The sequence below is a fragment of the Streptococcus sanguinis genome (assembly GCF_019929145.1).
GTDB lineage: Bacteria > Bacillota > Bacilli > Lactobacillales > Streptococcaceae > Streptococcus > Streptococcus sanguinis_U.
This window is the reverse complement of sequence record NZ_JAHZOW010000003.1, coordinates 121980-145657: the sequence shown is the minus strand read 5'-3', so window position 1 is coordinate 145657 and position 23678 is coordinate 121980. Positions and strand designations below refer to the sequence as shown.

Sequence of the window (23678 nt, the reverse complement as noted above, 5' to 3'; positions counted from 1 at the left end):
ATTATGTTAGAAGTAAAACATATCTCCAAACGATTTGGAGAGCACCAGGTGCTAGCAGATGTCAGTCTCAAGGTCAATCAAGGTGACGTTGTGGTTATTCTGGGACCCTCGGGCTCTGGGAAAACAACATTTCTGCGCTGTCTGAATCACTTAGAAAAAGCGGATGGCGGCCAGCTGACTTTGTCTGGTAAGGACTATGATTTGGCTAAACTCAGCAAAAAAGAGATTTTGGAAATCCGTAGAAAGACAGCCTTTGTCTTTCAACATTATAATCTCTTTGCCAATAAAACAGCCCTTGAAAATATCTTAGAGGGCTTAGTGATAGCTCGTAAGATACCGAGGGAAGAAGCGCTTGAGATTGCGGAAAAGTCCTTGAAGCGCGTGGGCCTCTTAGCCTACAAGGACTATTATCCTTCGCAGCTTTCAGGCGGCCAGCAGCAGCGGATTGGAATTGCCCGTGCCATTGCCGTCAAGCCAGATGTCATCCTGCTGGATGAACCAACTTCGGCTCTAGATCCGGAATTGGTTGGTGAAGTTCTCAGTGTCATGAAGCAGCTAGCTCAGGAGGGAGTGACCATGGTCGTTGTGACCCACGAGATGAGCTTTGCCCGTGATGTGGCCAACCATGTCATCTTTATGGACGGCGGTCATATCGTCGAAGAAAATCCTCCTCAGGAATTCTTCAGCAGTCCAAAGGAAGAGCGGACCCAACAGTTTCTGTCCCGCATTCTATCAGACGCCAGCTATAGTGTAGAGTATATGATTTAAAATCTGGACAGTGTCCAGATTTTTATTATAAAAAGGCGTCTTTATAGGAATGAGAAAAGAGTCGACGTCAATTTCGATTACAACTGTAAATTTATTTTAAAAAATTATGTAAAATCTATTGACAAATAGATTTTATCGTGATAGAATTACAACTGTAAACAAAAAAGTTTACGTAAATTTAATCAGAAGATATGAATACAGCCGGAAGGCAATTATTTTTGGGAGGATTTAAAGTTATGTAAAATCATCTTCTTCTGAAAGAGATTAAATTCACTCATAAAAGCAGGGACTGATTCAGTCTTGATTTTTGAAAAGAGAATAAGTTATGTAAAATAATAGATTGGAGAAGATCTCCCAAATCAAAATTTATAGTGGATAAGGAAGAGATTTCTTATCTGAAACTTTGGTAAAAATAAAAATTATGTAAAGCAAAATATGAAAAAAGCGAGGTAATGCTATGAACAACAACTACAACAATTTTAATAATATGGACGACCTTTTCAACCAACTTATGGGGCGCATGGGTGGCTACAACAGCGAACACCGGCGCTACTTGATTAATGGTAGAGAGGTCACACCGGAAGAGTTTGCTCAGTACCGGGCTACTGGTAAGCTCCCTGGTCAAGGAGCAGGTGAGCAGACTGGCCAGACTGATGCTCAAGGACCTAAGCAGGATGGTATTCTGGCTAAGCTAGGTCGCAATCTGACTCAGGAAGCGCGTGATGGAAAGTTAGATCCAGTCATTGGACGCAATAAGGAAATCCAAGAAACAGCTGAAATCCTTTCCCGCCGAACTAAGAATAATCCAGTTCTGGTTGGAGATGCCGGAGTTGGTAAGACAGCTGTCGTAGAAGGATTGGCTCAGGCTATCGTCAATGGTGATGTGCCAGCGGCTATCAAGAATAAGGAAATTATTTCTGTTGATATTTCCGGTCTGGAAGCTGGTACTCAATATCGTGGTAGCTTTGAAGAAAATATCCAAAACCTGGTCAATGAAGTCAAGGAAGCCGGCAACATTATCCTCTTCTTTGATGAAATCCATCAAATCCTAGGAGCAGGATCTATCGGTGGAGATAGTGGCTCTAAGGGCATGGCGGACATTCTCAAACCAGCGCTTTCTCGTGGAGAGTTGACCGTTATCGGAGCTACTACTCAGGACGAGTACCGTAATACTATCCTTAAAAATGCAGCTTTGGCTCGTCGTTTCAATGAAGTCAAGGTCAATGCACCGTCTGCCGAAGATACCTATCAGATCCTTCGAGGTATTCGGGACTTGTACGAAAAGCACCACAATGTCATCCTGCCGGATGAAGTGCTGAAAGCGGCTGTGGATTACTCTGTTCAGTATATTCCACAACGAAGCCTGCCAGACAAGGCGATTGACCTGGTCGACGTGACTGCTGCCCACTTGGCAGCCCAGCATCCAGTGACTGATGTTCATGCGGTTGAAAATGAGATTGCTGAACAGAAAGACAAACAGGAAGCGGCTGTTGAGAAAGAAGATTATGAAGCAGCTCTGAATGCCAAGACTCGCATTGAAGAGCTAGAAAAGAAAATTCAAAATCACACTGAGGATATGAAGGTGACAGCTACGGTCAACGACGTAGCAGAGTCTGTTGAACGGATGACGGGTGTACCAGTATCTCAGATGGGTGCCAGCGACATTGAGCGCCTCAAGGGCATGAATGACCGTCTCAAAGCTAAAGTTATCGGCCAAGATAAGGCTGTAGAAGCCGTGGCTAGAGCTATACGCCGTAATCGTGCAGGATTTGATGAAGGCAACCGTCCAATCGGAAGTTTCCTCTTTGTTGGACCAACTGGTGTTGGTAAGACTGAGCTTGCTAAGCAACTGGCTCTGGATATGTTCGGTACCAAGGAAGCCATCATCCGTCTGGATATGTCAGAATACTCCGACCGGACTGCTGTTTCCAAGCTGATTGGTACGACTGCAGGCTATGTCGGCTATGATGATAACAACAACACCTTGACCGAGCGTGTGCGTCGCAATCCTTACTCTATCATTCTCTTGGATGAGATTGAAAAGGCGGATCCACAAGTGATTACCCTTCTCCTTCAAGTTCTGGATGACGGTCGTTTGACAGATGGTCAAGGGAATACAGTCAACTTCAAGAACACGGTCATCATTGCGACTTCCAATGCTGGCTTTGGCTACGAAGCTGGCTCGGAAGAGGATGCAGAAAAACCTGATCTGATGGATCGACTCAAAGCTTACTTCCGTCCAGAATTCCTCAATCGTTTCAACGCGGTTATTGAGTTCTCTCATCTCAAGAAAGAAGATTTGATGGAGATTGTTAATCTCATGCTGATCGAAGTAAATCAAACCTTGAGCAAGAAAGAAATTGATCTGGCTGTATCTGATGCAGCTAAGGAATTCCTGCGCGACGCTGGTTATGACCAAGTCATGGGTGTTCGTCCGCTGCGCCGTGTCATTGAGCAGCAAATTCGTGACAAGGTGACTGACTTCCACTTAGACAATCTAGATGCTAAGCACTTGACAGCCGATTTGGAAGATGGTGTCTTGGTTATCAAGGAAAAGGGTTCTTCCGCATCTGAAGAAGACAAACAGGCAGAATAAAACTTACTAAGTCAACTAAGTTTTCAAAGACCTCCTTCTTAGATGAAGGCAGGTCTTTTTTGTTGAGTAGGAATTCCAAATAAGCCCCCTTTCTGGAAATAAATTAGCATTTTCCCAAAATCTCAACTTAATCCTTCTTGACAACACCTAAAAGAAATGTTACTATTAGGTATATAAAAACATTGAAACCTGATGCTGATAAAAAGCCAGGATTGCTTAGAAGGTATCGGTAAAATGAAAAAAATCTTGATATTGCTGAAGCAGTCGATGAATAGAATCAACCTAGCAACCTAGCTTTTTTGAAACAAGAGATTAATCTCGCATGCTGTAGGATTTTCAAGGAAAAATTTAGACAATTTGGAGGAAGACAGCAAATGACAACTTTTCTAAAAAGCAGGCAACTTTATGAAGCCAGTATATTAGCCTATCAGGGGGAACAACTCTATTTGGAAGAAAACAAGGGACAGATGACGAGTGACACGCCTTTTGCCATTGCCAGTATTTCTAAGTTATATACTGATGCGATTGTTTTCCAACTGATTGACCAAGGAAAGCTGGCCTATGATACAGGCTTGACGGATATTTTACCGCCAGAAGTGACCAAGCATCTGCCTCAAGCGGAGCAGGTAACCGTACGACATCTGCTTGATCAAATATCCGGCTTTCCGAATTATGAAATGGACCGTCAAATGAATGGAAAGATTTTGATAGAAGACTTGTACAAAGCCGATCGGCGGGTATCTTTTGAAGAAGCTCTGGAAATGATAGCAGAATTGCCAGCTAGATCATGTCTGGACGGAGATAAAGCCTACTACGCTGATATCAATGCTATGCTCTTAGGAAAAATGGCTGAAACAGTGACTGGGCAGACTGCTGAGCAATTGTTGGAGAACATCATTTGCCAGCCGCTTCAGCTTAGTCAGACCCATTGGGGGACAGGCCATGAGAAACTTGCTCCCCTATACAATGGCAAGCAGTCTATAGCTTTTCAAGCCTATCTTTCCAGTCAAGTCTACCAAGGCGGTATTGTGGCGACTAACAGGGAGTTAATGACCTTTATCCGTGCTTTCTTTACTGGCAGATTGTTTGCAAAGTCTCATATTCAACAGCCGACTTTTCGCCCCATTCAATTCCGTCCTCTTAAGTATGGCAGCGGTATGATGCAGCTGACGATTAGCTCTTTCATGTTTCTCTTTTTCGGTGGCGCACATGAAATTCGTGGCCATAGTGGGATAACAGGAAGTTTCGCCTTTTATTGTCCAGAAAAGGATGTCTTCGTCTCAGGCACGTTCAACCAGACAAAAAAACGTCCCTACCCTACCATTTTTCGGGCTATTGCGGCCGGTGTTAAGAGACAGAAGGATTTAAAACAAGAGAGATGAATAATTTTTGACGAAAGGAGACTGCTATGAAACAGTCCATAACTACAATTAAGCGCAATGTCATTATCTTTGCATTCTTCAGCACCCTATGTGGCTGGATTGGTTATGTCGTTGATAAAGTAACCGGCCAGGCTCATTACGAAAATATCGGAACAGAGATAGGAAGCGGCTCTTTAGGGATGCTGATTTGGCTGGTAACTCCTTTAATCTGTACCATCTTTCTTCGAAGCTTTGGCGGAGACGGCTGGAAAGAGGCAGGGTTTTCTATTAATTTTAAAAATAATAAAAAGTTATATCTTGTTAGTTTTTTAGTTTACCCTCTTGTTACGATAATAGTGATATTCTTGGGACTGATGACACAAGGCATCAGAGTGACAGATGTGAAGGTCGAGTTCACGGTCTATCTTGGAATCTTGCTCACACAGATAGGGACTCAATTCATAAAAAATATTTTTGAAGAATCCGTTTGGAGGGCATATCTTACCAATCAATTAATCAAATTAAAATTATCCGACTTAAAACTATATCTACTTATTGGCTTTATCTGGTGGATTTGGCATCTGCCTTACATTATGAAGTTTCTGTCTGAGAGAGAAATCCAAAATACCTTGCCGGTTGGAAGGTTTACATTCTTCCTTATCGGGATGATAACTGTTGCATGCTGGACGGTTATGTATACAGAGATTTTTAGAATTACTAAGTCAGTATGGCCGCTAGTAATTATGCACACTATGGAGGATGCGGTTATAAATCCTTTACTATTACTAGGCTTTGTCTCGGTAGAAAAAAATCAAGCTTTCCTCTTCTCGCTATCAGTGGGGATGATTCCGACTATTCTTTATCTACTCGTCGGCCTAGCTATACGGAAATGGAGAAAAAAACAGGAGTATGGAAAGGCGAGCTAACAGAGTAACAGAGAGCAGATTCCTGATAATGTTGCCGGCTCTCGCTTGAATCATCTGGCTGTCAAAGATTTGGAAGGCGATCTGGAGGATGAGTTTCTGATTATTCGGTAGCGGAAATCAGAGACTTTAAAAGCACTAGCTTAAGTAGGTTTAGCAATTAACAAGATTGGAATTATTTATCAGTCTTGTTTCTTTTTGGTTAAAAAGCAGGCGGAGACTTGAACTTATAATATAAATGTCATAAAATAAAAGCAAAAACAGAGGAGCAAGCAATGTCAGATATTAAAAGTGATAATGGGCTAGCAGCTAGCCATGCTAATAGCTTTTCAGTCGCTTCCAGTCAGATAGGTGCAGCATCTCAGGCTGACAAGGATGCTATCAGTCGTTTGGAAGGAAACAGTCGGGCCAGTGAGGAAATTGATCATTCCAGAACAGCGTCAGCTGATATCGCCGGTAAGATTACAAGCTTCAGTCAGCTCCTGCAAAGCGTAGCAGAGGAATTTCAGGCGACCGATCAAGGAATGGCTGCGGATATTGAGGGATAAGGGGGAAGTAGTATGAAGAATTCCCAAACTCTGGCTGCCGAACGCCTGCGGGCTTTTGAAAAGCTGGATAAGGCTGAGGAGCAAAAGCGTCGTCTAGACCGTTTTGAAGAGGATATGGACTATCTCTATGACCGGGGACTTTCGGCTTTAAGAGAGCTGAATTATTTGCCCTTAACGGCCAAGGACAGTCAGGATTTTTATGATATTATGGGTTTGGTTGAGCACAGTCACCGACTGCTGGATTTGGATATCCAGGATGGTCAGGATCGGCTGGATAAGGAAAGAAAAAAGCTAGACCGTCAAATTGAGACCATCCAGGGGCAGTATAGACAAGCCCTAGAAGCAGAAGAAAAGGAGGCTGGATATGGGCGCTAAGATGGAACTCCCTGCTTCCAACCAGCAGGCAGGGTCAATGGCTACTGCCGGCCAGGTGAGGATCGCGGCTTATGAATCTGCCATGCAGGCCATGGAAAATTTTGTAGGGGAAAGCGGGCTGACCGGAACAGCATATGACAGTGCTAAAACCTACTGTCAGGGGATGTTTCTTCCCCTCTTTAAGGCAGCGATTCTCTTTGAAGAAGAGTTGGTTAAGGCTGGCAGCGATCTGCCCAGCCGTTATGTCAGTGAGGTGGCAGAAGAGAGTTTGGATCAGGATGTCCTGGAGAGTCAAATTGCTTCTTATGATCAGACCATTGACAGCCAAAATCAGGCTCTGACCGAGGCCAATAAACAGAAGGATGTAGCTGATTCTACCAAAAGCAGCATCCAGAATGCCATTACAGCAGCTCAGGACAAACGTCATGAATTGCAGAACAAGCTAAATAAACTGCTGGCCTTTTATTCATCGTCGGCCACCATTTTCGACAATCTGCCGGGGCTGGCTGCTGCTTTGGACCAAGCTCTGAGCCTGATGACAGAAGGCTTTGCAAACTTTAACGGCAGCTTTGTCCTGCCTAGTCCGGACAGGATGACCTGGCCCCAGACTGTTGAAACAGCTTGGGAGAGCAAAAAAGCAGTTGAAGCTGCCTTTCAAAAGGTCATGGATAAGCTAGACAGCGGTGAAGAGCTGACTCCGGAGGATATCCAGGCTGTCCAGGCCTATCTAGAGCGCTATCCCAGCCGGAACATTCCGCAGGCCCTCCGCAGCCATCTGGAAGAAGCGATCCAGCAGGCTGATCCCATCCTCAAGGCACGACTGGACCAGGCCAAGGCAGATCAGGCTTCTGGTAGTCTCTCGCAGGCTGCTTTCAATGGGCTGTGGGCTGGGGCTATGCTGGGCTTTATGAAGCAAGCAGGCAATCAAACTGGTGCCCAAACAGTAGCTATGCCTGCTGCCAAACAGTCTTCTGGTAGTAGCGGTGGTTCATCGGGCTTTTGGGACTTTCTTTTTGGTCATACCAATACCCTGGAACACTCCAAAAAGACTGACTGGAGTACAGGCTGGTTATATAGTACCTATGCCAAATACTCGACAACTGTGGAAGAAGACGATCCTGGTATTTTCAAGTACAAGACAAATAATGGTATTTTTAATGGAGTGGCTGTAGATTTGGGTGTGGCTTCTGTTGATATAGATGCCAGTGACTGGAAGCTTAATGCCAGCCCTCAAATCAGTGTCGGTGGCTATCATATTGGTGTCAATGGCAGTGTTGGCTTAAATACAGACACAGGTTGGCTCCCTATGCCGGAGATTAATCTTTCTCTACATGCTGGAACAGAGCAACACGATACTGCGGCCGGTCTTAAAGTATCTACTGATATCTGGAATGGTATGGTTGGAGTCTATGGCGTCGACTCGAACATCAGTAAAGACTCGAATGGAAATAAAACGGTGAATTCGGTTGAAACGGGGGCGCAAACCGTGAATGGTCTGGAAGTTGCAGCTGTAGTAGTTGCAGTGACAGTAGCTCCTGTAGTCGCCCTCCCAGCGCTTGCACTGGCTTAAGGAGAAAGGAGACTTTGATGAAGCAACAATTACCTATCGGAAGTGTAGTCATGGTTAAGGGCAGTTCTCAACCCCTGATGATTGTCAGCCAGTTTCCTGTGACGACCCTTGACGGACAGACCGGCTACTTTGACTTTGGGGCAGTAACCCTGCCCTCCGGTCTGACGGGAAAAGAATTAATCTTTTTTAATAAAGAAGATATTGAGCGGCTGGTCTTTGTTGGTTATGTAGATGTGACTTTTCAGGATTTGCTCCAGCGTTATGACGAGCTGATAGCTGATATCCCCTATCCCAGGCTGACCGTCCCGGAAAGAGCAGGAGCGGCAGATGAAGCGTAAGACAATTATTTTCTCAGGCCTGGTCCTTCTTGCTTTAGCTTTTGGAGCTCTCTTCCTCTTTACCAGCCTGAATGAGGCCAGTCTGGACGGAGTGTATTACCGCCAGATTGAGGATGGGGCAGACGGCTTCAGTGGCTTGGACAAGGAAACGATTCTGAATCTTAGGGGCCAGCAAGTCACCCTCTATAAAGACGGTCTGAAAGAGAAGGGCAGCATTGACCGCAAGGCCGGCAGTATCCGGCTAGGGTCTAAATTTTACAGCTATGTCCACAATGGGGATTTGCTCATGCTCAAGCTCAAGGAGGATCCGACCAATTCCAAGGAGAGCCTTTATCTGGTCAGAAAAGACAGCCCCTCAGCCAAGAGACTGGAGCAGAAGTCTAAATCTCAGTCTTTTTAATGCACAGCTACATCCGTCTCGTTCTAGCGAGGCGGATTTTGTCATTTGAACAGGCTCCTGCAGCAGCGAAAGAGCTGATAAGCCTTATACAAGTCTTCTATCAAAACCTTTCTATTGGCTTGGTGCTCCATTTCATAATTTGGAAATACTTGCAAGGGCATAAGAACTATCACTTGTCATCTGCTCTTTGTTTTCTTCTAGATACTGCCGTTCTCTCTGATAGACTAACATACTGGCTTCATGAAGCTGCTTACTTTTTAGAAAGGTTAACATTGCTATTTTCCTCTAAATTTTTTAAGTTTTTTCTTGAAAACTCTAAAGCAGACTAGTGTAAAATGCGGGAACGCAATACTGTATTTCATCAGCTTTCAGAAAATTAAAAAAACTGTTGGAAGACACTCACATAATCTGAACTAGCATGATTTAGGCTTCTAAAAAATGTTTAGATAATTTGGAGGAAGACAGCAAATGACAATTGGGCATTTTAAATTTTTTAGATAATGGAGATAAAACATGAAAAGTTGACATTTCAATAGATTGTGTTCTAATTTTTTTGTACATTTTCAAGTTTTTATATATGTAAATGTCAGAAAAAAGTGTATAATGGATTAGTAAATTAAATTTTAGGAGAGGATTTAATTATGAAAAAGTTGGATATTACAACCATGCCCGACTATAGGAAAGTCGAGGCTGTTGTTCAGTTGTTAGTTAATGGAACCTTAACTAGTTATCGAATTGCGACGGATGCAAACATCAGCAAGATGAGTATCCTGACCTTAACTAAAGGGACCAGCAAAATTAAGAACATTACTTATCAAACTGCGATGGCCTTAATTAATTGGTATGAAGAAAACCATGAAAAATACGGCATCACCATTCATCAAAAGGCCGCAGGATAGTCTAAAACTATGATGTAGCTCAACCCTAACCCAGCTAACCATTTGGATAGCTGGGTTTTTCTATGCCTCTTAGCGATTGCCGGCTCGTAGAGTCGAGCAGAGCTTAGAGGCATAGATGCAGTTTGAGCGTAAGCGAAAACTACGTTCCGCAAAAACTTAATGAGACAAGCTGTGGGCGCAGTCGAATTTAGAGGCATTGATGCAGACTGAGCGCAAGCTAAGTCTAGGTTCCGCTAAAACTTAATGGAACAAGTTTGAAGCTCAATTGAACTTAAGAGCAGCAATGCTCACTTTCTTACTTTTTTCTGTCCTTATGGGCAGATTTTTTTGACAGTCCAAGAGTGAACAGTCACCTGTGTAATTCTTGGTCTTTTTGTTATCGCTTTCAAGATTTATAATAAATCTATAAAAAGATGAGATTATCCCTATCTTGCGATATAGGGATAATTTTCTTATAATAGATATGAGACAATTTTTATCGTTTCTACGACCATTGTTTATCCTGTTCTGATGTCAGGACAGATTTTAGTAAAAATAAGGAGAATCCAATGTCACAATTATCAGTTAATGCCATTCGCTTTTTAGGGATTGACGCGATTGAAAAGTCTAAGTCAGGTCACCCTGGTGTAGTCATGGGCGCTGCGCCAATGGCTTATGACTTGTTTACTAAACAACTTCGTATCAATCCAGAAGAGCCAAACTGGATTAACCGCGATCGCTTCGTCCTGTCTGCAGGACATGGCTCTATGCTACTTTATGCCCTGCTTCATCTGTCTGGCTTCAGAGATGTCAGCATGGAGGAAATCAAAAACTTCCGCCAATGGGGTTCTAAGACACCAGGCCACCCAGAGTTTGGCCACACAGCTGGTGTTGATGCTACTACTGGCCCACTGGGACAGGGTATTTCTACAGCTACTGGATTTGCTCAGGCAGAGCGTTTCTTGGCTGCCAAGTATAATCGTGAAGGCTATCCAATTTTCGACCACTATACTTATGTCATCTGTGGTGATGGTGATTTGATGGAGGGTGTTTCAGCTGAGGCAGCTTCTTATGCTGGCCTACAAAAGCTGGACAAGTTGGTTGTTCTCTATGATTCAAATGATATCAACCTAGATGGAGAGACCAAGGATTCCTTTACAGAAGATGTTCGTGCCCGCTATGAAGCCTACGGTTGGCATACTGCCTTGGTAGAAGACGGAACAGACCTTGCAGCGATTGATGCAGCTATCAATGAAGCTAAAGCTTCTGGCAAACCATCTTTGATTGAAGTTAAGACGGTTATCGGTTACGGTTCTCCAAACAAGCAAGGAACGAATGCAGTTCACGGTGCGCCTCTGGGAGCAGAAGAAGCGGCAGCTACTCGTAAAGCCTTGGGTTGGGAGTATGCGCCATTTGAGATTCCTGAGGAAGTCTATGCAGACTACCATACAAATGTAGCGGAGCGCGGTGCAGCAGCTTATGATGAATGGAAGCAGCTAGTAGAGGACTATAAGCAAGCCCATCCAGAATTAGCAGCAGAAGTAACAGCCATCATCGCTGGTCAGGATCCAGTAGAAATCAAACCAGAAGACTTCCCAGTGCTTGAAAATGGCTTCTCTCAAGCGACCCGTAATTCCAGTCAGGATGCACTCAATGCAGCAGCTAAGGTGCTTCCAACTTTCCTCGGTGGTTCTGCTGACTTGGCTCACTCCAATATGACCTACATCAAGGAAGACGGTCTGCAGGATGATGCCCACCGTCTCAACCGCAACATCCAGTTTGGTGTGCGCGAGTTTGCTATGGGAACAATTCTCAACGGTATGGCGCTTCATGGTGGTCTTCGCGTTTACGGTGGTACTTTCTTCGTCTTCTCAGACTATGTCAAGGCTGCTGTCCGTTTGTCTGCCCTTCAAGGCTTACCAGTGACTTATGTTTTCACGCATGATTCTATTGCAGTTGGTGAAGACGGTCCGACTCACGAGCCGATTGAGCACTTGGCTGGTCTGCGTGCCATTCCAAACCTGACTGTTTTCCGCCCAGCAGATGCGCGTGAAACTCAGGCAGCTTGGTACCTGGCCCTTAAGAGCCAATCTACTCCGACTGCTCTGGTCTTGACCCGTCAAAATCTGACAGTCGAAGAAGGCACAAACTTTGACAAGGTAGCTAAAGGTGCTTATGTGGTTTATGAAACAGGAGCAGATTTCGATACCATCTTGCTGGCTTCTGGTTCTGAGGTTAATTTGGCTGTTGCAGCTGCTAAAGCACTTGCAGCAGATGGCGCTAAAATCCGCGTTGTCAGCGTGCCATCAACAGAGCTTTTTGATGCTCAAGATGCAGCCTACAAAGAAGAAATTCTGCCAAATGCAGTTCGTCGCCGCGTAGCGATCGAGATGGCAGCCAGCCAGCCTTGGTACAAGTATGTCGGTCTGGACGGTGCAGTTATCGGAATCGACCAGTTCGGTGCATCTGCTCCAGCAGGCAAGGTTCTGGAAGAATATGGCTTTACAGTTGAGCATGTAGCAGAAGTTGTTAAAAATCTTAAATAAAAAGACATAAAATCAGGGTGTTAGTCATCCTGATTTTTACTTTTTAAAAAATGTGGTTAGGCCAGTCATGCTTCATCCGACTTGAGACGGACTTTGCCTGAAAAGTCAGAATCGTCTTGTAAAAATAAGGGAAATCTGCTATAGTAGTTCATATATGACATTCGAAGGAGAAAAGATATGAATCCAATTATGCTTATTGTATTTGCGGTTGTACTGGTAGGGATGACTTATTTCCAGATGCGTGCCCAAAAGAAACAGGCTCAGCAGCGTATGGAAAGCCTTAACAAGCTGCAAAAGGGTTATGAAGTCATTACCATCGGCGGTTTGTATGGAACGGTAGATGAAGTGGACACAGACAAGAAAACAGTTGTTCTGGATGTGGACGGTGTTTACCTGACCTTTGAACTGACAGCAATTAAGACCGTACTGCCATTAACGGAGGGGATTCCTGCTGTTGCTGGTGGTGAAGGAAGCGTTGACGTTCCTGAGGAAGAATCAGCGATTGAAGAGTAAAGAAATAAACAGCTTGCGGGCTGTTTTTTGTTTTGACTCATACGTTTAGAAGGTGTCTGGTTTCAAGCTTATTGGCCTCGCAGTTTGGACAGGCTAGGTGAGTTTGGATTTTTTAGTTGACATTCTGTCCTTATTTTATGCCCTCAGGCTTGAAAAAGCGGATGAATTGCCCACATTCCAAGGATTTATGATATAATGAACTGACAAAACTTTAAATAGGATAAAAAGTATGTTTAGTTTTAAGAAAAAAGAAAAGCTGAACGCACCGCTGAATGTTCCCAAACACATTGCTGTTATTATGGACGGCAACGGCCGCTGGGCCAAAAAAAGAATGCAGCCGCGCGTGTTCGGTCATAAGGCTGGCATGGAAACCTTGCAAAGGGTGACGATTGCCGCCAAGGAAATGGGTGTTCAGGTCTTGACTGTCTATGCCTTTTCAACGGAGAATTGGTCTCGGCCGGAAAAGGAAGTTTCCTTTATCATGAATCTGCCGGTTGAATTTTACGACCGCTATGTGCCGGAGCTGCACAAGAACAATGTTAAGATTCAGATGATTGGTGATACGGCTAAGCTTCCTAAGGCGACATTTGAAGCTCTGGAAAAGGCTGAAAGCTTGACCAAGCTCAATACAGGTTTGATTCTCAATTTTGCTCTAAATTACGGTGGCCGATATGAGATCAATCAGGCGGTTAAACTGATTGCTCAGGATGTTCTGGATGCCAAACTCAGTCCTGGCGACATTACTGAGGAAGTCATTGGCAACTACCTCTATACCAGCAACTTGCCTAAGATGCTGCGCGATCCGGATCTGGTGATTCGGACCAGTGGAGAGCTGCGCCTCAGCAATTTTCTGCCTTGGCAGTCAGCCTACAGTGAGCTGTATTTTACGGATATTCTCTGGCCTGACTTTGATGAGAAGGCTTTGAAGGCTGCAATTGCAGAATACAGCCGTCGGAATCGACGCTTTGGCGGTGTTTAAGGGAGAAAGTAAAAGAGTATGAGTAAAAATTTACAAAAACGTCTAATCTTTGGAGGAATCGCTCTTGCTATTTTTATTCCTCTGGTATTGACAGGAGGAGTCGTCTTTCAGATTTTTGTGGGCCTGCTGGCTATGCTTGCGGTGCATGAATTTCTCCAAATGAAAGGTCTGCCGACAGCGACCATCGAAGGTGTCTTAGCCATGCTGGCAGCCTTTGTTCTAACCCTGCCCCTGGAGAACTATCTGAAGTTTCTGCCGGTCGATGGCAATGTCGTGGCCTATGGCTTGGTCGTCTTCCTTCTGCTGATCTCGACTGTTTTAGGTTCCAACTACACCTTTGAAGATGCGGCCTATCCGATTGCAGCGAGTTTTTATGTCGGTCTTGGCTTTAATGCCTTGATTGATGCCCGCTTGATGAATATTGACAAGGTCCTGCTGGCTCTTTTTATCGTCTGGGCTACTGACAGTGGAGCTTATCTGGTAGGGGTGCGTTTCGGTAAAAGAAAGCTGGCGCCGAGAGTTTCTCCTAATAAGACTATTGAAGGAAGCCTGGGCGGCATTCTATCAGCCGTTCTAGTGACTGGGATTTTTATGTTGGTTCGACCGCAAGTGGCGACTCCTTATAATGCTTTTGTCTTTTTGATTCTGGCAGTGCTCTTTAGTATTGCAGGTCAGTTGGGAGATTTGGTCGAAAGCTCAGTCAAGCGTCATTTCGGGGTCAAGGATTCTGGTAAATTCATTCCTGGCCACGGCGGTGTCTTGGATCGCTTTGACAGCCTTCTCTTCGTCTTTCCGCTGATGCATTTCTTCGGCTTGTTCTAAGACAGTCGAGCATAGCTGAAAGCAAGGGATGGCAAGCTTGTCTAACGACCGCACAATCTGAGAAGAAACTGGGATTTGGGGCTCAAAAATTTTGAATTGAGCTTCTAACCTATTTTCAAGAGTGTCAGCTATGCAGGAGCGGGAAGCTCGGTATTTGGCCGTTTTCTGCTCCTTCTTTGATTTAAAGAAAAAACAAGATTTCTAGGAAAGGTAAAATATAGAAGTCCATGCAGTTTATAACCTTTATTATTATTTTTGGGATCATTGTGGTGGTCCATGAGTTCGGACACTTCTACTTTGCGAAGAAGTCCGGCATTTTGGTCAGAGAGTTCGCTATCGGTATGGGACCCAAGATTTTTTCCCATATTGGCAAGGACGGGACGGCCTACACGATTCGGATCTTACCCTTGGGGGGCTATGTGCGCATGGCCGGCTGGGGGGAAGACTCCACTGACATTAAGGTGGGGACACCGGCTAGTCTGACCTTGGATGCAGAGGGCAAGGTGGTTCGCATCAATCTCTCTGGCAAAAAGGTTGACCAGACAGCTCTGCCCATGAATGTGACTGGCTTTGACTTTGAGGAAAAGCTGGAAATCACAGGTCTGGTCCTTGACGAGCTCAAGACTTATGCAGTAGATCATGATGCAACGATTGTTGAAGAAGACGGCACTGAGGTGCGGATTGCCCCACTGGATGTTCAGTATCAGAATGCTAGTATCTGGGGTCGCCTCATCACCAATTTTGCTGGGCCTATGAATAACTTCATCCTGAGCGTTCTGGTATTTATGCTGCTGGCCTTTGTTCAGGGCGGCGTTCGCGATGAGAACAGCAATCATTTCCAAGTTATGGATGGCAGTGCCATAGCAGCTGCCGGAGTTCAAAATAACGACCAAATCCTTAAGATTAATGACTATGAGATTAGCAACTGGGCAGATCTAACCAGCGCTCTGGCGAAAATCACATCCAAAAGCAAGGATGCACCGACCTTGTCAGTTACCTACAAGCACGGCAGCGAAACGAAAGAAATTACCGTACAGCCTAAAAAAGACGGCAATCGATATCTGCTAGGCGTATCCCCAACAGTCAAGACAGGCTTCTGGGACAAGGTCGTTGGCGGCTTTACTGCAGCTTGGTCTACCACAGTTCGCATTTTGTCAGCTCTGAAAGATATCATCTTCAACTTCAATATCAATAAGTTGGGCGGTCCGGTCGCTATTTACAATTTCAGCAGTCAGGCTGCAGAGCAAGGCTTGCCAGCAGTCCTTAGCCTTTTGGCCATGCTGTCGCTTAATATCGGTATTTTCAACCTGATTCCTATTCCAGCCTTGGACGGCGGAAAAATCGTCCTCAATATTCTGGAGGCTATCCGCAGAAAACCGCTGAGAAGAGAAACGGAGACCTATATCACTCTGTCTGGAGTGGCTATTATGGTCATCCTGATGATTGCCGTTACCTGGAACGATATTATGAAATTATTCTTCTAAGAGTCCGAAGCTCATAGAGCCATGAAAAAGAAATTATTCAATGAAAGTCAAGGAGTTTTGTTTTTATGAAACAAAGTAAAATGTTAATTCCAACCCTGCGCGAGATGCCTAGCGATGCTCAAGTAATCAGTCACGCTCTTATGCTGCGGGCTGGCTATGTCCGTCAGGTTTCAGCTGGGGTATATTCTTATCTGCCGCTGGCCAATCGCGTGATTGAAAAAGCCAAAAGAATCATGCGGGAAGAGTTTGACAAGATTGGTGCAGTGGAGATGCTGGCGCCTGCCCTGCTCAGTGCAGACCTCTGGCGCGAGTCTGGCCGTTATGAGACCTATGGAGAAGACCTCTATAAGCTGAAAAATCGTGAGAAATCAGACTTTATCCTAGGACCAACCCATGAGGAAACCTTTACAGCTATCGTCCGTGATTCGGTTAAATCTTATAAACAGCTGCCACTCAATCTCTATCAGATTCAGCCTAAATACCGTGATGAAAAGCGTCCTCGTAACGGGCTCTTGCGGACGCGTGAGTTTATCATGAAAGATGCCTACAGTTTCCATGCTAACTATGACAGCTTGGATGCGGCTTATGATGAATACAAGTCTGCCTATGAGAAAATCTTTACCCGCAGCGAGCTAGATTTCAAAGCCATTATTGGTGATGGCGGTGCCATGGGGGGCAAGGATAGCCAGGAATTCATGGCCATTACGCCAGACCGGACGGATTTGAACCGCTGGGTTGTCTTGGACAAGTCTGTAGCCAGCTTTGATGAAATTCCTGAGGATGTTCAGGAAGCTATTCGGACAGAATTGACCAGCTGGATGGTATCTGGTGAGGATACCATTGCCTACTCCAGTGAGTCCAGCTATGCTGCCAACCTTGAAATGGCGACAGATGAATACAAGCCAGCAGGACGTGTCGTGACTGAGGAAGAAGTAGCCCGTGTTTCAACGCCTGACTGCAAGACTATTGATGAAGTTGCTTCCTTCCTAGGGTTGGATGAAAGCCAGACAATCAAGACCTTGGTTTACATGGCTGACGAGTCTCCTGTCGTAGCACTTCTGGTCGGCAATGACCAGCTTAATGAAGTCAAGATGAAAAATCATTTGGCAGCGGATTTCTTTGACGTGGCGAGTGAAGATCAAGTTCGTCAGCTCTTGGGAGCAGGATTTGGTTCACTAGGGCCAGTCAATCTGCCAGAAGGCGTGAGAATCATTGCTGACCGTAAGGTGCAAGACCTAGCTAACGCCGTGGTTGGCGCTAACGAAGATGGTTACCACTTGACCGGTGTCAATCCAGGTCGTGACTTTACCGCTGAGTATGTGGATATCCGTGAGGTTCGTGAAGGTGAGATTTCGCCAGACGGCCAAGGTGTCCTCAAGTTTGCTCGCGGGATTGAGATTGGGCATATCTTTAAGCTGGGAACTCGCTACTCTGACAGCATGAACGCTAATGTCTTGGACGAAAATGGCCGAGCAGTACCGATGATTATGGGTTGTTACGGTATCGGTGTCAGCCGTCTCCTGTCTGCTGTTATGGAGCAGCATGCCCGTCTCTTTGTCAATAAAACTCCTAAGGGCGAATTCCGCTATGCTTGGGGCATCAACTTCCCGAAAGAGCTGGCACCATTTGATGTGCACTTGATTCCGGTCAATGTCAAGGACGAGGAAGCCTTGACTCTAACAGACCAAATCGAGGCTAACTTGCTAAGTGCTGGTTATGAGGTCTTGGTGGATGATCGCGATGAGCGCGCTGGTGTTAAGTTCAGCGACAGCGATTTGATTGGTCTCCCAATCCGTGTGACAGTTGGTAAGAAAGCTGCAGAAGGCATTGTCGAAGTTAAGATTAAGGCTACTGGCGATACCATTGAAGTCCACGCCGATAATCTGCTAGAAACCTTGTCTATTTTGACAAAATAAAACAAACTGCCAGTTTTATCTGGCAGTTTTCTTTTGCTTATTGGAGGTGAAAATGCTATAGTAGGAAAAAATAGATTGGAGGACCGATTGATGGGATTATTCGGCGGTTTATTAGGCAATGCCTCTCAGAAAGATATTGAAAAAACAGAAAGACAATTGGAGGATATTCTGACAACAACAGAGAATGTAGAACTGGCTTTTAGCCTCATTCGTGACTTGATTGTCTTTACAGATAAGCGTTTAATCTTGGTCGACAAGCAGGGAATGACTGGCAAAAAGACTTCTTATAAGTCTTTTCCTTATCGCTCTATCAGTCGCTTCTCAGTGGAAACAGCCGGCCATTTCGACTTAGATGCCGAGCTGAAAATTTGGGTTTCCAGCGCTCAAGAGCCAGCAGAAGTCCTGCAATTTACCAGCGACCGCAGCGTCATCGCTATCCAAAAAGCCTTGGCAGAAGCAGTCTTAAGATAGCATATTGCCCCTTTGGGATTTAAAAATAAACAGAAAAGCCTTCTGAGCATTAACTATAAAGTTAAATCACTCAGAAAGCTTTTTTATTCTTCTTTAAGTCCTTGCCCCTTCAAATAATCAAAGACAACTTCTGGTTTATCTTGAAGTTTCCTGAAGAAAGTCTGACTACTTTCAGAGTCACTTGCTGATTGAATCAACTGTTCTTGATCTATTTTACTGAGATCAAAGTCAAAAATGGCTATAGCGTTTTTCTTGTCTTCAGAAATTTTAAGATGAATTTTAAGTCCTTTTAGCTTTTCTTGATTTTCAATCATGGGACTTTTCTTAAGATCTTCTCTATAGGATTTCGTTAATTCTTCAACACTCATTTTTTGATTTTCTTCAGGGATGGCTTGGCTGGAAATTAGCTGAAAAGATAGGATCTTGTCTTTAGTATAGAAAAGTTTGACTGAATTAGTATAATACTCATCAATTTTATTAGAAAAAGTTTTCGTCTTCGTCTTTTCTTCTTTGACTTTACTTTGGCTCTGGCTCTGATTTTGCTTGGGCTTGTTTTCTTGCTTATGCTGATTAGGCATACTGCAGGCAGTCAGGGTCAGCAGACAAGCGCTGGCTAATAGAATTTTCTTCACAATTAAGACTCCTTTTGATAAATGTTCTGTTCTATTATATCATAACTTAGTATCAAGAGAATGCATTGACAATTGTGTAGGAGTCGCGCTTTGCCCTACTCTTTTTCTGTCGAAAAAAGTGTTGATTTATGGTAAAATAGGGTCACTACTGTACGAGGAAATGTCATGTCAAACAAGTTTGAAATTTTAATGAATCAGCTGGATATGCCACTGGAAATGAGAAATTCAGAGGCCTTTTTGAATGCAGAAATTGAGAAGGTTCTGGTCCACAAGGTCAGTCGGGTCTGGGAGTTTCATTTTTCTTTTGCGAATATTCTGCCGGTTGAGATTTTTCGGGAATTGCAGAAGCGCTTAGCTCAAGAGTTTTCTAAGACGGGCAATCAAGCTATTTTTGAAATTCACTGTCAGGCTCCTCAGGTGTCGGACGAGCTCTTGCAGGCTTATTACCAGCTAGCCTTTGAGGAAGGCCCATGTGCCAGTCATGGCTTCAAGAGTCTGTATCAGGATTTGCGGGTTCATTTGGATGGGGACAAGCTGCTGATTGAGGGAGCTTCAACCATTGATACGGAGCATTTTCGCAAGAATCATCTGCCCAACCTCAGCCAGCAGTTGGTCAAGTACGGCTTTCCTCAGTTGACCTGTCAGGTTCAGCACAGCGATGAGCTGACCCAGCAGCAAGCGGAGAATTTCCAGGCGGAGAATGACAAGATTGTCCAGGCGGCCAATGAAGAGGCGCTCAAAGCCATGGAATCCCTACAGCAGATGGCACCACCGCCAGAGGAAAAGCCAGCCTATGACTTCCAAGCTCGCAAGGCTGCGGCTAAGCCAAAGCTAGACAAGGCAGAGATTACCCCTATGATTGAAGTTCAGACTGAAGAAAACCGTCTGGTCTTTGAAGGAATGGTCTTTGATCTGGAGCAGAAAGTTACTCGGACCGGCCGGGTCTTGCTCAATTTCAAGATGACAGACTACACTTCCAGCTTCTCCTTGCAGAAATGGATGAAAAACGAAGAAGAAGCCAAGAAGTTTGACATGATTAAGAAAGGTGCCTGGCTGCGTGTGCGGGGAAATGTGGAGATGAACAATTTCACCCGCGACCTGACGATGAATGTGCAGGATGTGCAGGCCGTTACCCACTATGAGCGCAAGGATTTGATGCCTGAGGGCCAGAAGCGGGTTGAGTTTCACGCCCATACCAATATGTCTACTATGGACGCCCTGCCTGAGGTGGAGGAAATCGTGGCAACGGCCGCCAAGTGGGGCCACAAGGCTGTCGCCATTACCGACCATGGCAATGTGCAGAGCTTTCCCCATGGCTACAAAGCTGCTAAGAAAGCTGGTATCCAGCTGATTTACGGTATGGAGGCCAATATTGTAGAAGACCGGGTTCCCATCGTCTACAATGAAGTGGACATGGCGCTGAGCGATGCGACCTATGTGGTCTTTGACGTGGAAACGACAGGCCTTTCGGCGGTCTACAATGACTTGATTCAGGTCGCCGCCAGTAAGATGCATAAGGGCAATATCATCGCTGAGTTTGATGAGTTTATCAATCCTGGGCATCCTCTTTCGGCCTTTACGACGGATCTAACCGGGATTACAGATGAGCATGTCCGCAATGCCAAGCCGCTAGAGCAGGTGCTGAAAGAATTTCAGGAATTTTGCCAGGACAGTGTCCTCGTTGCCCATAATGCTACCTTTGACGTGGGCTTTATGAATGTCAATTATGAGCGTCATGGCCTGCCGAAAATCACTCAGCCAGTTATTGACACGCTGGAATTTGCCCGTAACCTCTATCCAGAGTACAAGCGTCATGGTCTGGGGCCTTTGACCAAGCGTTTCCAGATTGCTCTGGAGCACCACCATATGGCCAACTATGACGCAGAAGCGACGGGCCGCCTCCTCTTTATCTTTATCAAGGATGTGGCTGAAAAGCATGGTGTGACCAACCTTAAGGATTTGAATACGGATCTGGTCGATGAGAATTCCTACAAGAAGGCTCGGGTCAAGCATGCGACCATTTATGTAAAAAATCAGACGGGGCTCAAGAATATTTTCAAGTTAGTCAGTCTGTCCAATACCAAGTATTTCGAAGGTGTCCCTCGGATTCCACGGACCGTGCTGGATGCCCATCGTGAAGGCCTGATTCTGGGCTCAGCCTGTTCAGAAGGCGAAGTCTATGATGCTGTTGTCTCTCAGGGGGTGGATGCGGCTGTCGAAGTAGCCAAGTATTATGATTTTATCGAGGTTATGCCGCCGGCTATCTATGAGCCGCTGATTGCCAAGGAGCAAATCAAGGACCAGGAAGAACTGCAGACCATTATTCGCAATCTGATTGAGGTCGGCGATCGCTTGGGCAAGCCTGTCCTTGCGACGGGGAACGTTCACTATATCGAACCGGAAGAAGAGATCTACCGGGAGATTATCGTACGGAGTCTGGGTCAGGGAGCCATGATTAACCGGACCATTGGTCACGGCGAAAATGCCCAGCCGGCTCCGCTTCCTAAGGCTCACTTCCGGACTACCAATGAGATGCTGGACGAGTTTGCCTTTTTGGGAGAGGACTTGGCTAAGAAGCTGGTCATTACCAATCCCAATCAGCTAGCGGAGACCTTTGAGCCGGTAGAGGTAGTCAAGGGTGACCTCTATACGCCTTTCATTGACAAGGCCGAGGAGACAGTTGCCGAGCTGACCTATCAAAAAGCTTTTGAGATTTATGGCAATCCGCTGCCAGATATCGTGGACTTGCGGATTGAAAAAGAGCTGACTTCTATCCTGGGGAATGGCTTTGCCGTGATTTATCTGGCTTCGCAGATGCTGGTGCAACGCTCCAATGAGCGGGGCTATCTGGTAGGCTCGCGGGGGTCTGTCGGATCCAGTTTTGTCGCGACCATGATTGGGATTACCGAGGTTAATCCTCTATCGCCCCACTATGTCTGTGGCAAATGCCAATACAGCGAGTTCATCACGGACGGCTCCTATGGTTCTGGCTTTGATATGCCGGATAAGGACTGTCCAGAGTGCGGTCACAAGCTGAGCAAGAACGGTCAGGATATTCCATTTGAGACCTTCCTTGGATTTGACGGAGACAAGGTACCCGATATTGACTTGAACTTTTCCGGAGAGGATCAGCCGAGCGCCCATTTGGACGTGCGGGATATCTTTGGTTCAGAATACGCCTTTCGGGCTGGTACCGTTGGTACCGTTGCGGCTAAGACGGCCTATGGATTTGTCAAGGGCTACGAGCGCGACTACGGGAAGTTCTACCGAGACGCCGAAGTTGAGCGTCTGGCGCAGGGAGCGGCCGGAGTCAAGAGGACGACTGGACAACACCCGGGCGGAATCGTTGTTATCCCTAACTACATGGATGTTTATGACTTTACACCGGTCCAATATCCAGCTGACGATGTGACGGCCGAGTGGCAGACCACCCACTTCAACTTCCACGATATCGATGAAAATGTCCTCAAGCTAGACGTTTTGGGACACGATGATCCGACCATGATTCGGAAGCTTCAGGACTTGTCTGGTATTGATCCAAATGATATTCCTATGGATGACTCTGGTGTCATGGCCCTCTTTTCTGGAACAGACATTCTGGGTGTGACTCAGGAGCAAATCGGCACGCCGACTGGTATGCTGGGGATTCCGGAGTTTGGGACTAATTTTGTACGGGGCATGGTTGATGAGACCCATCCGACAACTTTTGCCGAGCTCTTACAGCTATCTGGTCTCTCTCATGGTACGGACGTATGGCTGGGCAATGCTCAGGACTTGATCAAGCAAGGGATTGCTGACCTGTCCACTGTTATCGGCTGTCGGGACGACATCATGGTTTACCTCATGCACAAGGGCTTGGATCCTAAGATGGCCTTTACGATCATGGAGCGCGTGCGGAAAGGCCTCTGGCTGAAGATTTCTGAAGAAGAGCGCAATGGCTACATTGCAGCTATGAAGGAAAACAATGTGCCAGAATGGTACATCGAGTCCTGTGGAAAGATCAAGTACATGTTCCCCAAGGCCCATGCGGCAGCCTATGTTATGATGGCCCTGCGGGTGGCCTACTTCAAGGTACATCATCCGATTTATTACTACTGTGCTTATTTCTCCATCCGGGCTAAGGCCTTTGATATCAAGACCATGAGTGGCGGACTTGATGCCGTCAAGCGCCGGATGAACGAAATCGCTGAAAAGCGCAAGAACAACGAAGCTTCCAATGTAGAAATTGACCTTTATACGACTTTGGAAATCGTCAATGAAATGTTGGAGCGGGGCTTTAAGTTCGGGAAGCTGGACCTCTACAAGAGCCACGCGACTGAGTTTCTCATCGAAGAGGATACCCTTATCCCACCATTCTCTGCCATGGACGGTCTGGGTGACAACGTTGCCCGCCAAGTAGTCAGAGCGCGCGAAGAAGGCGAATTTCTCTCTAAGACAGAACTCCGCAAACGCGGCGGCCTCTCTAGCACCCTAGTCGAAAAAATGGACGACATGGGTATTCTAGGAAATATGCCCGAGGATAACCAGTTGAGTCTGTTTGATGAGTTTTTTTAAGAAG

General features: G+C 45.6%; 20 protein-coding genes. 18 read left to right on the top strand and 2 right to left on the bottom strand.

Going from position 1 to position 23678, the window contains the following annotated elements:
* Positions 1 to 3 precede the first annotated feature (3 nt).
* The 9 genes from K1I94_RS08235 (at position 4) to K1I94_RS08195 (ending at position 8879) form a co-directional block, all read left to right on the top strand.
* Positions 4 to 768 (top strand): amino acid ABC transporter ATP-binding protein, encoded by a 765-nt coding sequence (locus K1I94_RS08235; RefSeq protein WP_223315023.1) that lies wholly within the window; start codon positions 4 to 6, stop codon positions 766 to 768.
* Between the two features lie 457 nt (positions 769 to 1225).
* Positions 1226 to 3364, top strand: coding sequence for an ATP-dependent Clp protease ATP-binding subunit (locus K1I94_RS08230; RefSeq protein WP_223315022.1), 2139 nt, complete (start codon positions 1226 to 1228; stop codon positions 3362 to 3364).
* A gap of 374 nt (positions 3365 to 3738) precedes the next feature.
* The gene (locus tag K1I94_RS08225; protein ID WP_223315021.1) at positions 3739 to 4746 is read left to right on the top strand and encodes a serine hydrolase domain-containing protein; all 1008 of its coding nucleotides are present in this window, start codon (positions 3739 to 3741) and stop codon (positions 4744 to 4746) included.
* A gap of 26 nt (positions 4747 to 4772) precedes the next feature.
* A complete protein-coding gene (locus K1I94_RS08220; protein ID WP_223315020.1) occupies positions 4773 to 5651 on the top strand; it encodes a CPBP family glutamic-type intramembrane protease in 879 nt (292 codons plus the stop codon).
* 272 nt (positions 5652 to 5923) lie between these two features.
* Complete coding sequence (locus K1I94_RS08215; RefSeq protein WP_125407563.1) at positions 5924 to 6196, top strand: TIGR04197 family type VII secretion effector; 273 nt, start codon at positions 5924 to 5926, stop codon at positions 6194 to 6196.
* A 12-nt stretch (positions 6197 to 6208) separates the two neighbouring features.
* Positions 6209 to 6571 (top strand): energy transducer TonB, encoded by a 363-nt coding sequence (locus K1I94_RS08210; protein WP_125407566.1) that lies wholly within the window; start codon positions 6209 to 6211, stop codon positions 6569 to 6571.
* Positions 6561 to 8141: a virulence protein gene (locus tag K1I94_RS08205; RefSeq protein ID WP_223315019.1), complete on the top strand. Its 1581-nt coding sequence runs from the start codon at positions 6561 to 6563 to the stop codon at positions 8139 to 8141. Before K1I94_RS08210 ends, K1I94_RS08205 begins: the two co-directional genes overlap by 11 nt.
* Positions 8142 to 8158: 17 nt before the next feature.
* Positions 8159 to 8479, top strand: a complete 321-nt coding sequence (locus K1I94_RS08200; RefSeq protein WP_002907960.1) for a DUF4176 domain-containing protein — start codon at positions 8159 to 8161, stop codon at positions 8477 to 8479.
* Entirely contained in the window at positions 8469 to 8879 is a 411-nt protein-coding gene (locus tag K1I94_RS08195) for a hypothetical protein (RefSeq protein ID WP_002907961.1), read from the top strand. The genes K1I94_RS08200 and K1I94_RS08195 overlap by 11 nt, the downstream gene beginning before the upstream one ends.
* Before the next feature lie 132 nt (positions 8880 to 9011).
* Here K1I94_RS08195 and K1I94_RS08190 read toward each other — a convergent pair whose 3' ends face one another.
* Positions 9012 to 9152, bottom strand: a complete 141-nt coding sequence (locus K1I94_RS08190) for a hypothetical protein (protein ID WP_223310989.1) — start codon at positions 9150 to 9152, stop codon at positions 9012 to 9014.
* 368 nt (positions 9153 to 9520) lie between these two features.
* Here K1I94_RS08190 and K1I94_RS08185 point away from each other — a divergent pair, with 368 nt between their 5' ends.
* The 8 genes from K1I94_RS08185 to K1I94_RS08150 all read left to right on the top strand — a co-directional run bounded on the left by K1I94_RS08185 (position 9521) and on the right by K1I94_RS08150 (position 18488).
* Entirely contained in the window at positions 9521 to 9778 is a 258-nt protein-coding gene (locus tag K1I94_RS08185; protein ID WP_002893837.1) for a hypothetical protein, read from the top strand.
* A gap of 548 nt (positions 9779 to 10326) precedes the next feature.
* Complete coding sequence (gene tkt / locus K1I94_RS08180) at positions 10327 to 12303, top strand: transketolase (RefSeq protein WP_223315018.1); 1977 nt, start codon at positions 10327 to 10329, stop codon at positions 12301 to 12303.
* A 177-nt stretch (positions 12304 to 12480) separates the two neighbouring features.
* Complete coding sequence (yajC, locus tag K1I94_RS08175) at positions 12481 to 12816, top strand: preprotein translocase subunit YajC (RefSeq protein WP_002893835.1); 336 nt, start codon at positions 12481 to 12483, stop codon at positions 12814 to 12816.
* Between the two features lie 229 nt (positions 12817 to 13045).
* Positions 13046 to 13795 (top strand): isoprenyl transferase, encoded by a 750-nt coding sequence (locus tag K1I94_RS08170; protein ID WP_002907966.1) that lies wholly within the window; start codon positions 13046 to 13048, stop codon positions 13793 to 13795.
* 18 nt (positions 13796 to 13813) lie between these two features.
* Complete coding sequence (locus K1I94_RS08165; protein ID WP_002907967.1) at positions 13814 to 14617, top strand: phosphatidate cytidylyltransferase; 804 nt, start codon at positions 13814 to 13816, stop codon at positions 14615 to 14617.
* A 227-nt stretch (positions 14618 to 14844) separates the two neighbouring features.
* A complete protein-coding gene (rseP, locus tag K1I94_RS08160) occupies positions 14845 to 16101 on the top strand; it encodes an RIP metalloprotease RseP (RefSeq protein WP_223315017.1) in 1257 nt (418 codons plus the stop codon).
* Between the two features lie 65 nt (positions 16102 to 16166).
* A complete protein-coding gene (locus K1I94_RS08155) occupies positions 16167 to 18017 on the top strand; it encodes a proline--tRNA ligase (protein WP_223315016.1) in 1851 nt (616 codons plus the stop codon).
* A gap of 90 nt (positions 18018 to 18107) precedes the next feature.
* On the top strand, positions 18108 to 18488 hold the full coding sequence (locus tag K1I94_RS08150; protein WP_032916189.1) for a PH domain-containing protein: 381 nt from the start codon (positions 18108 to 18110) through the stop codon (positions 18486 to 18488).
* A gap of 83 nt (positions 18489 to 18571) precedes the next feature.
* On the opposite strand, the gene K1I94_RS08145 is transcribed toward K1I94_RS08150, so the two are convergent.
* Positions 18572 to 19120, bottom strand: a complete 549-nt coding sequence (locus K1I94_RS08145) for a DUF1307 domain-containing protein (RefSeq protein WP_223315015.1) — start codon at positions 19118 to 19120, stop codon at positions 18572 to 18574.
* Between the two features lie 165 nt (positions 19121 to 19285).
* On the opposite strand from K1I94_RS08145, the gene K1I94_RS08140 reads away from it, so the two are divergent.
* Entirely contained in the window at positions 19286 to 23674 is a 4389-nt protein-coding gene (locus K1I94_RS08140) for a PolC-type DNA polymerase III (RefSeq protein ID WP_223315014.1), read from the top strand.
* Positions 23675 to 23678 lie beyond the last annotated feature (4 nt).

Coding starts and splice junctions, on each gene's coding strand:
- K1I94_RS08235 (WP_223315023.1), top strand. CDS start 4: ATGTTAGAAGTAAAACATATCTCCAAACGATTTGGAGAGCACCAGGTG.
- K1I94_RS08230 (WP_223315022.1), top strand. CDS start 1,226: ATGAACAACAACTACAACAATTTTAATAATATGGACGACCTTTTCAAC.
- K1I94_RS08225 (WP_223315021.1), top strand. CDS start 3,739: ATGACAACTTTTCTAAAAAGCAGGCAACTTTATGAAGCCAGTATATTA.
- K1I94_RS08220 (WP_223315020.1), top strand. CDS start 4,773: ATGAAACAGTCCATAACTACAATTAAGCGCAATGTCATTATCTTTGCA.
- K1I94_RS08215 (WP_125407563.1), top strand. CDS start 5,924: ATGTCAGATATTAAAAGTGATAATGGGCTAGCAGCTAGCCATGCTAAT.
- K1I94_RS08210 (WP_125407566.1), top strand. CDS start 6,209: ATGAAGAATTCCCAAACTCTGGCTGCCGAACGCCTGCGGGCTTTTGAA.
- K1I94_RS08205 (WP_223315019.1), top strand. CDS start 6,561: ATGGGCGCTAAGATGGAACTCCCTGCTTCCAACCAGCAGGCAGGGTCA.
- K1I94_RS08200 (WP_002907960.1), top strand. CDS start 8,159: ATGAAGCAACAATTACCTATCGGAAGTGTAGTCATGGTTAAGGGCAGT.
- K1I94_RS08195 (WP_002907961.1), top strand. CDS start 8,469: ATGAAGCGTAAGACAATTATTTTCTCAGGCCTGGTCCTTCTTGCTTTA.
- K1I94_RS08190 (WP_223310989.1), bottom strand. CDS start 9,152: ATGTTAACCTTTCTAAAAAGTAAGCAGCTTCATGAAGCCAGTATGTTA.
- K1I94_RS08185 (WP_002893837.1), top strand. CDS start 9,521: ATGAAAAAGTTGGATATTACAACCATGCCCGACTATAGGAAAGTCGAG.
- tkt (WP_223315018.1), top strand. CDS start 10,327: ATGTCACAATTATCAGTTAATGCCATTCGCTTTTTAGGGATTGACGCG.
- yajC (WP_002893835.1), top strand. CDS start 12,481: ATGAATCCAATTATGCTTATTGTATTTGCGGTTGTACTGGTAGGGATG.
- K1I94_RS08170 (WP_002907966.1), top strand. CDS start 13,046: ATGTTTAGTTTTAAGAAAAAAGAAAAGCTGAACGCACCGCTGAATGTT.
- K1I94_RS08165 (WP_002907967.1), top strand. CDS start 13,814: ATGAGTAAAAATTTACAAAAACGTCTAATCTTTGGAGGAATCGCTCTT.
- rseP (WP_223315017.1), top strand. CDS start 14,845: ATGCAGTTTATAACCTTTATTATTATTTTTGGGATCATTGTGGTGGTC.
- K1I94_RS08155 (WP_223315016.1), top strand. CDS start 16,167: ATGAAACAAAGTAAAATGTTAATTCCAACCCTGCGCGAGATGCCTAGC.
- K1I94_RS08150 (WP_032916189.1), top strand. CDS start 18,108: ATGGGATTATTCGGCGGTTTATTAGGCAATGCCTCTCAGAAAGATATT.
- K1I94_RS08140 (WP_223315014.1), top strand. CDS start 19,286: ATGTCAAACAAGTTTGAAATTTTAATGAATCAGCTGGATATGCCACTG.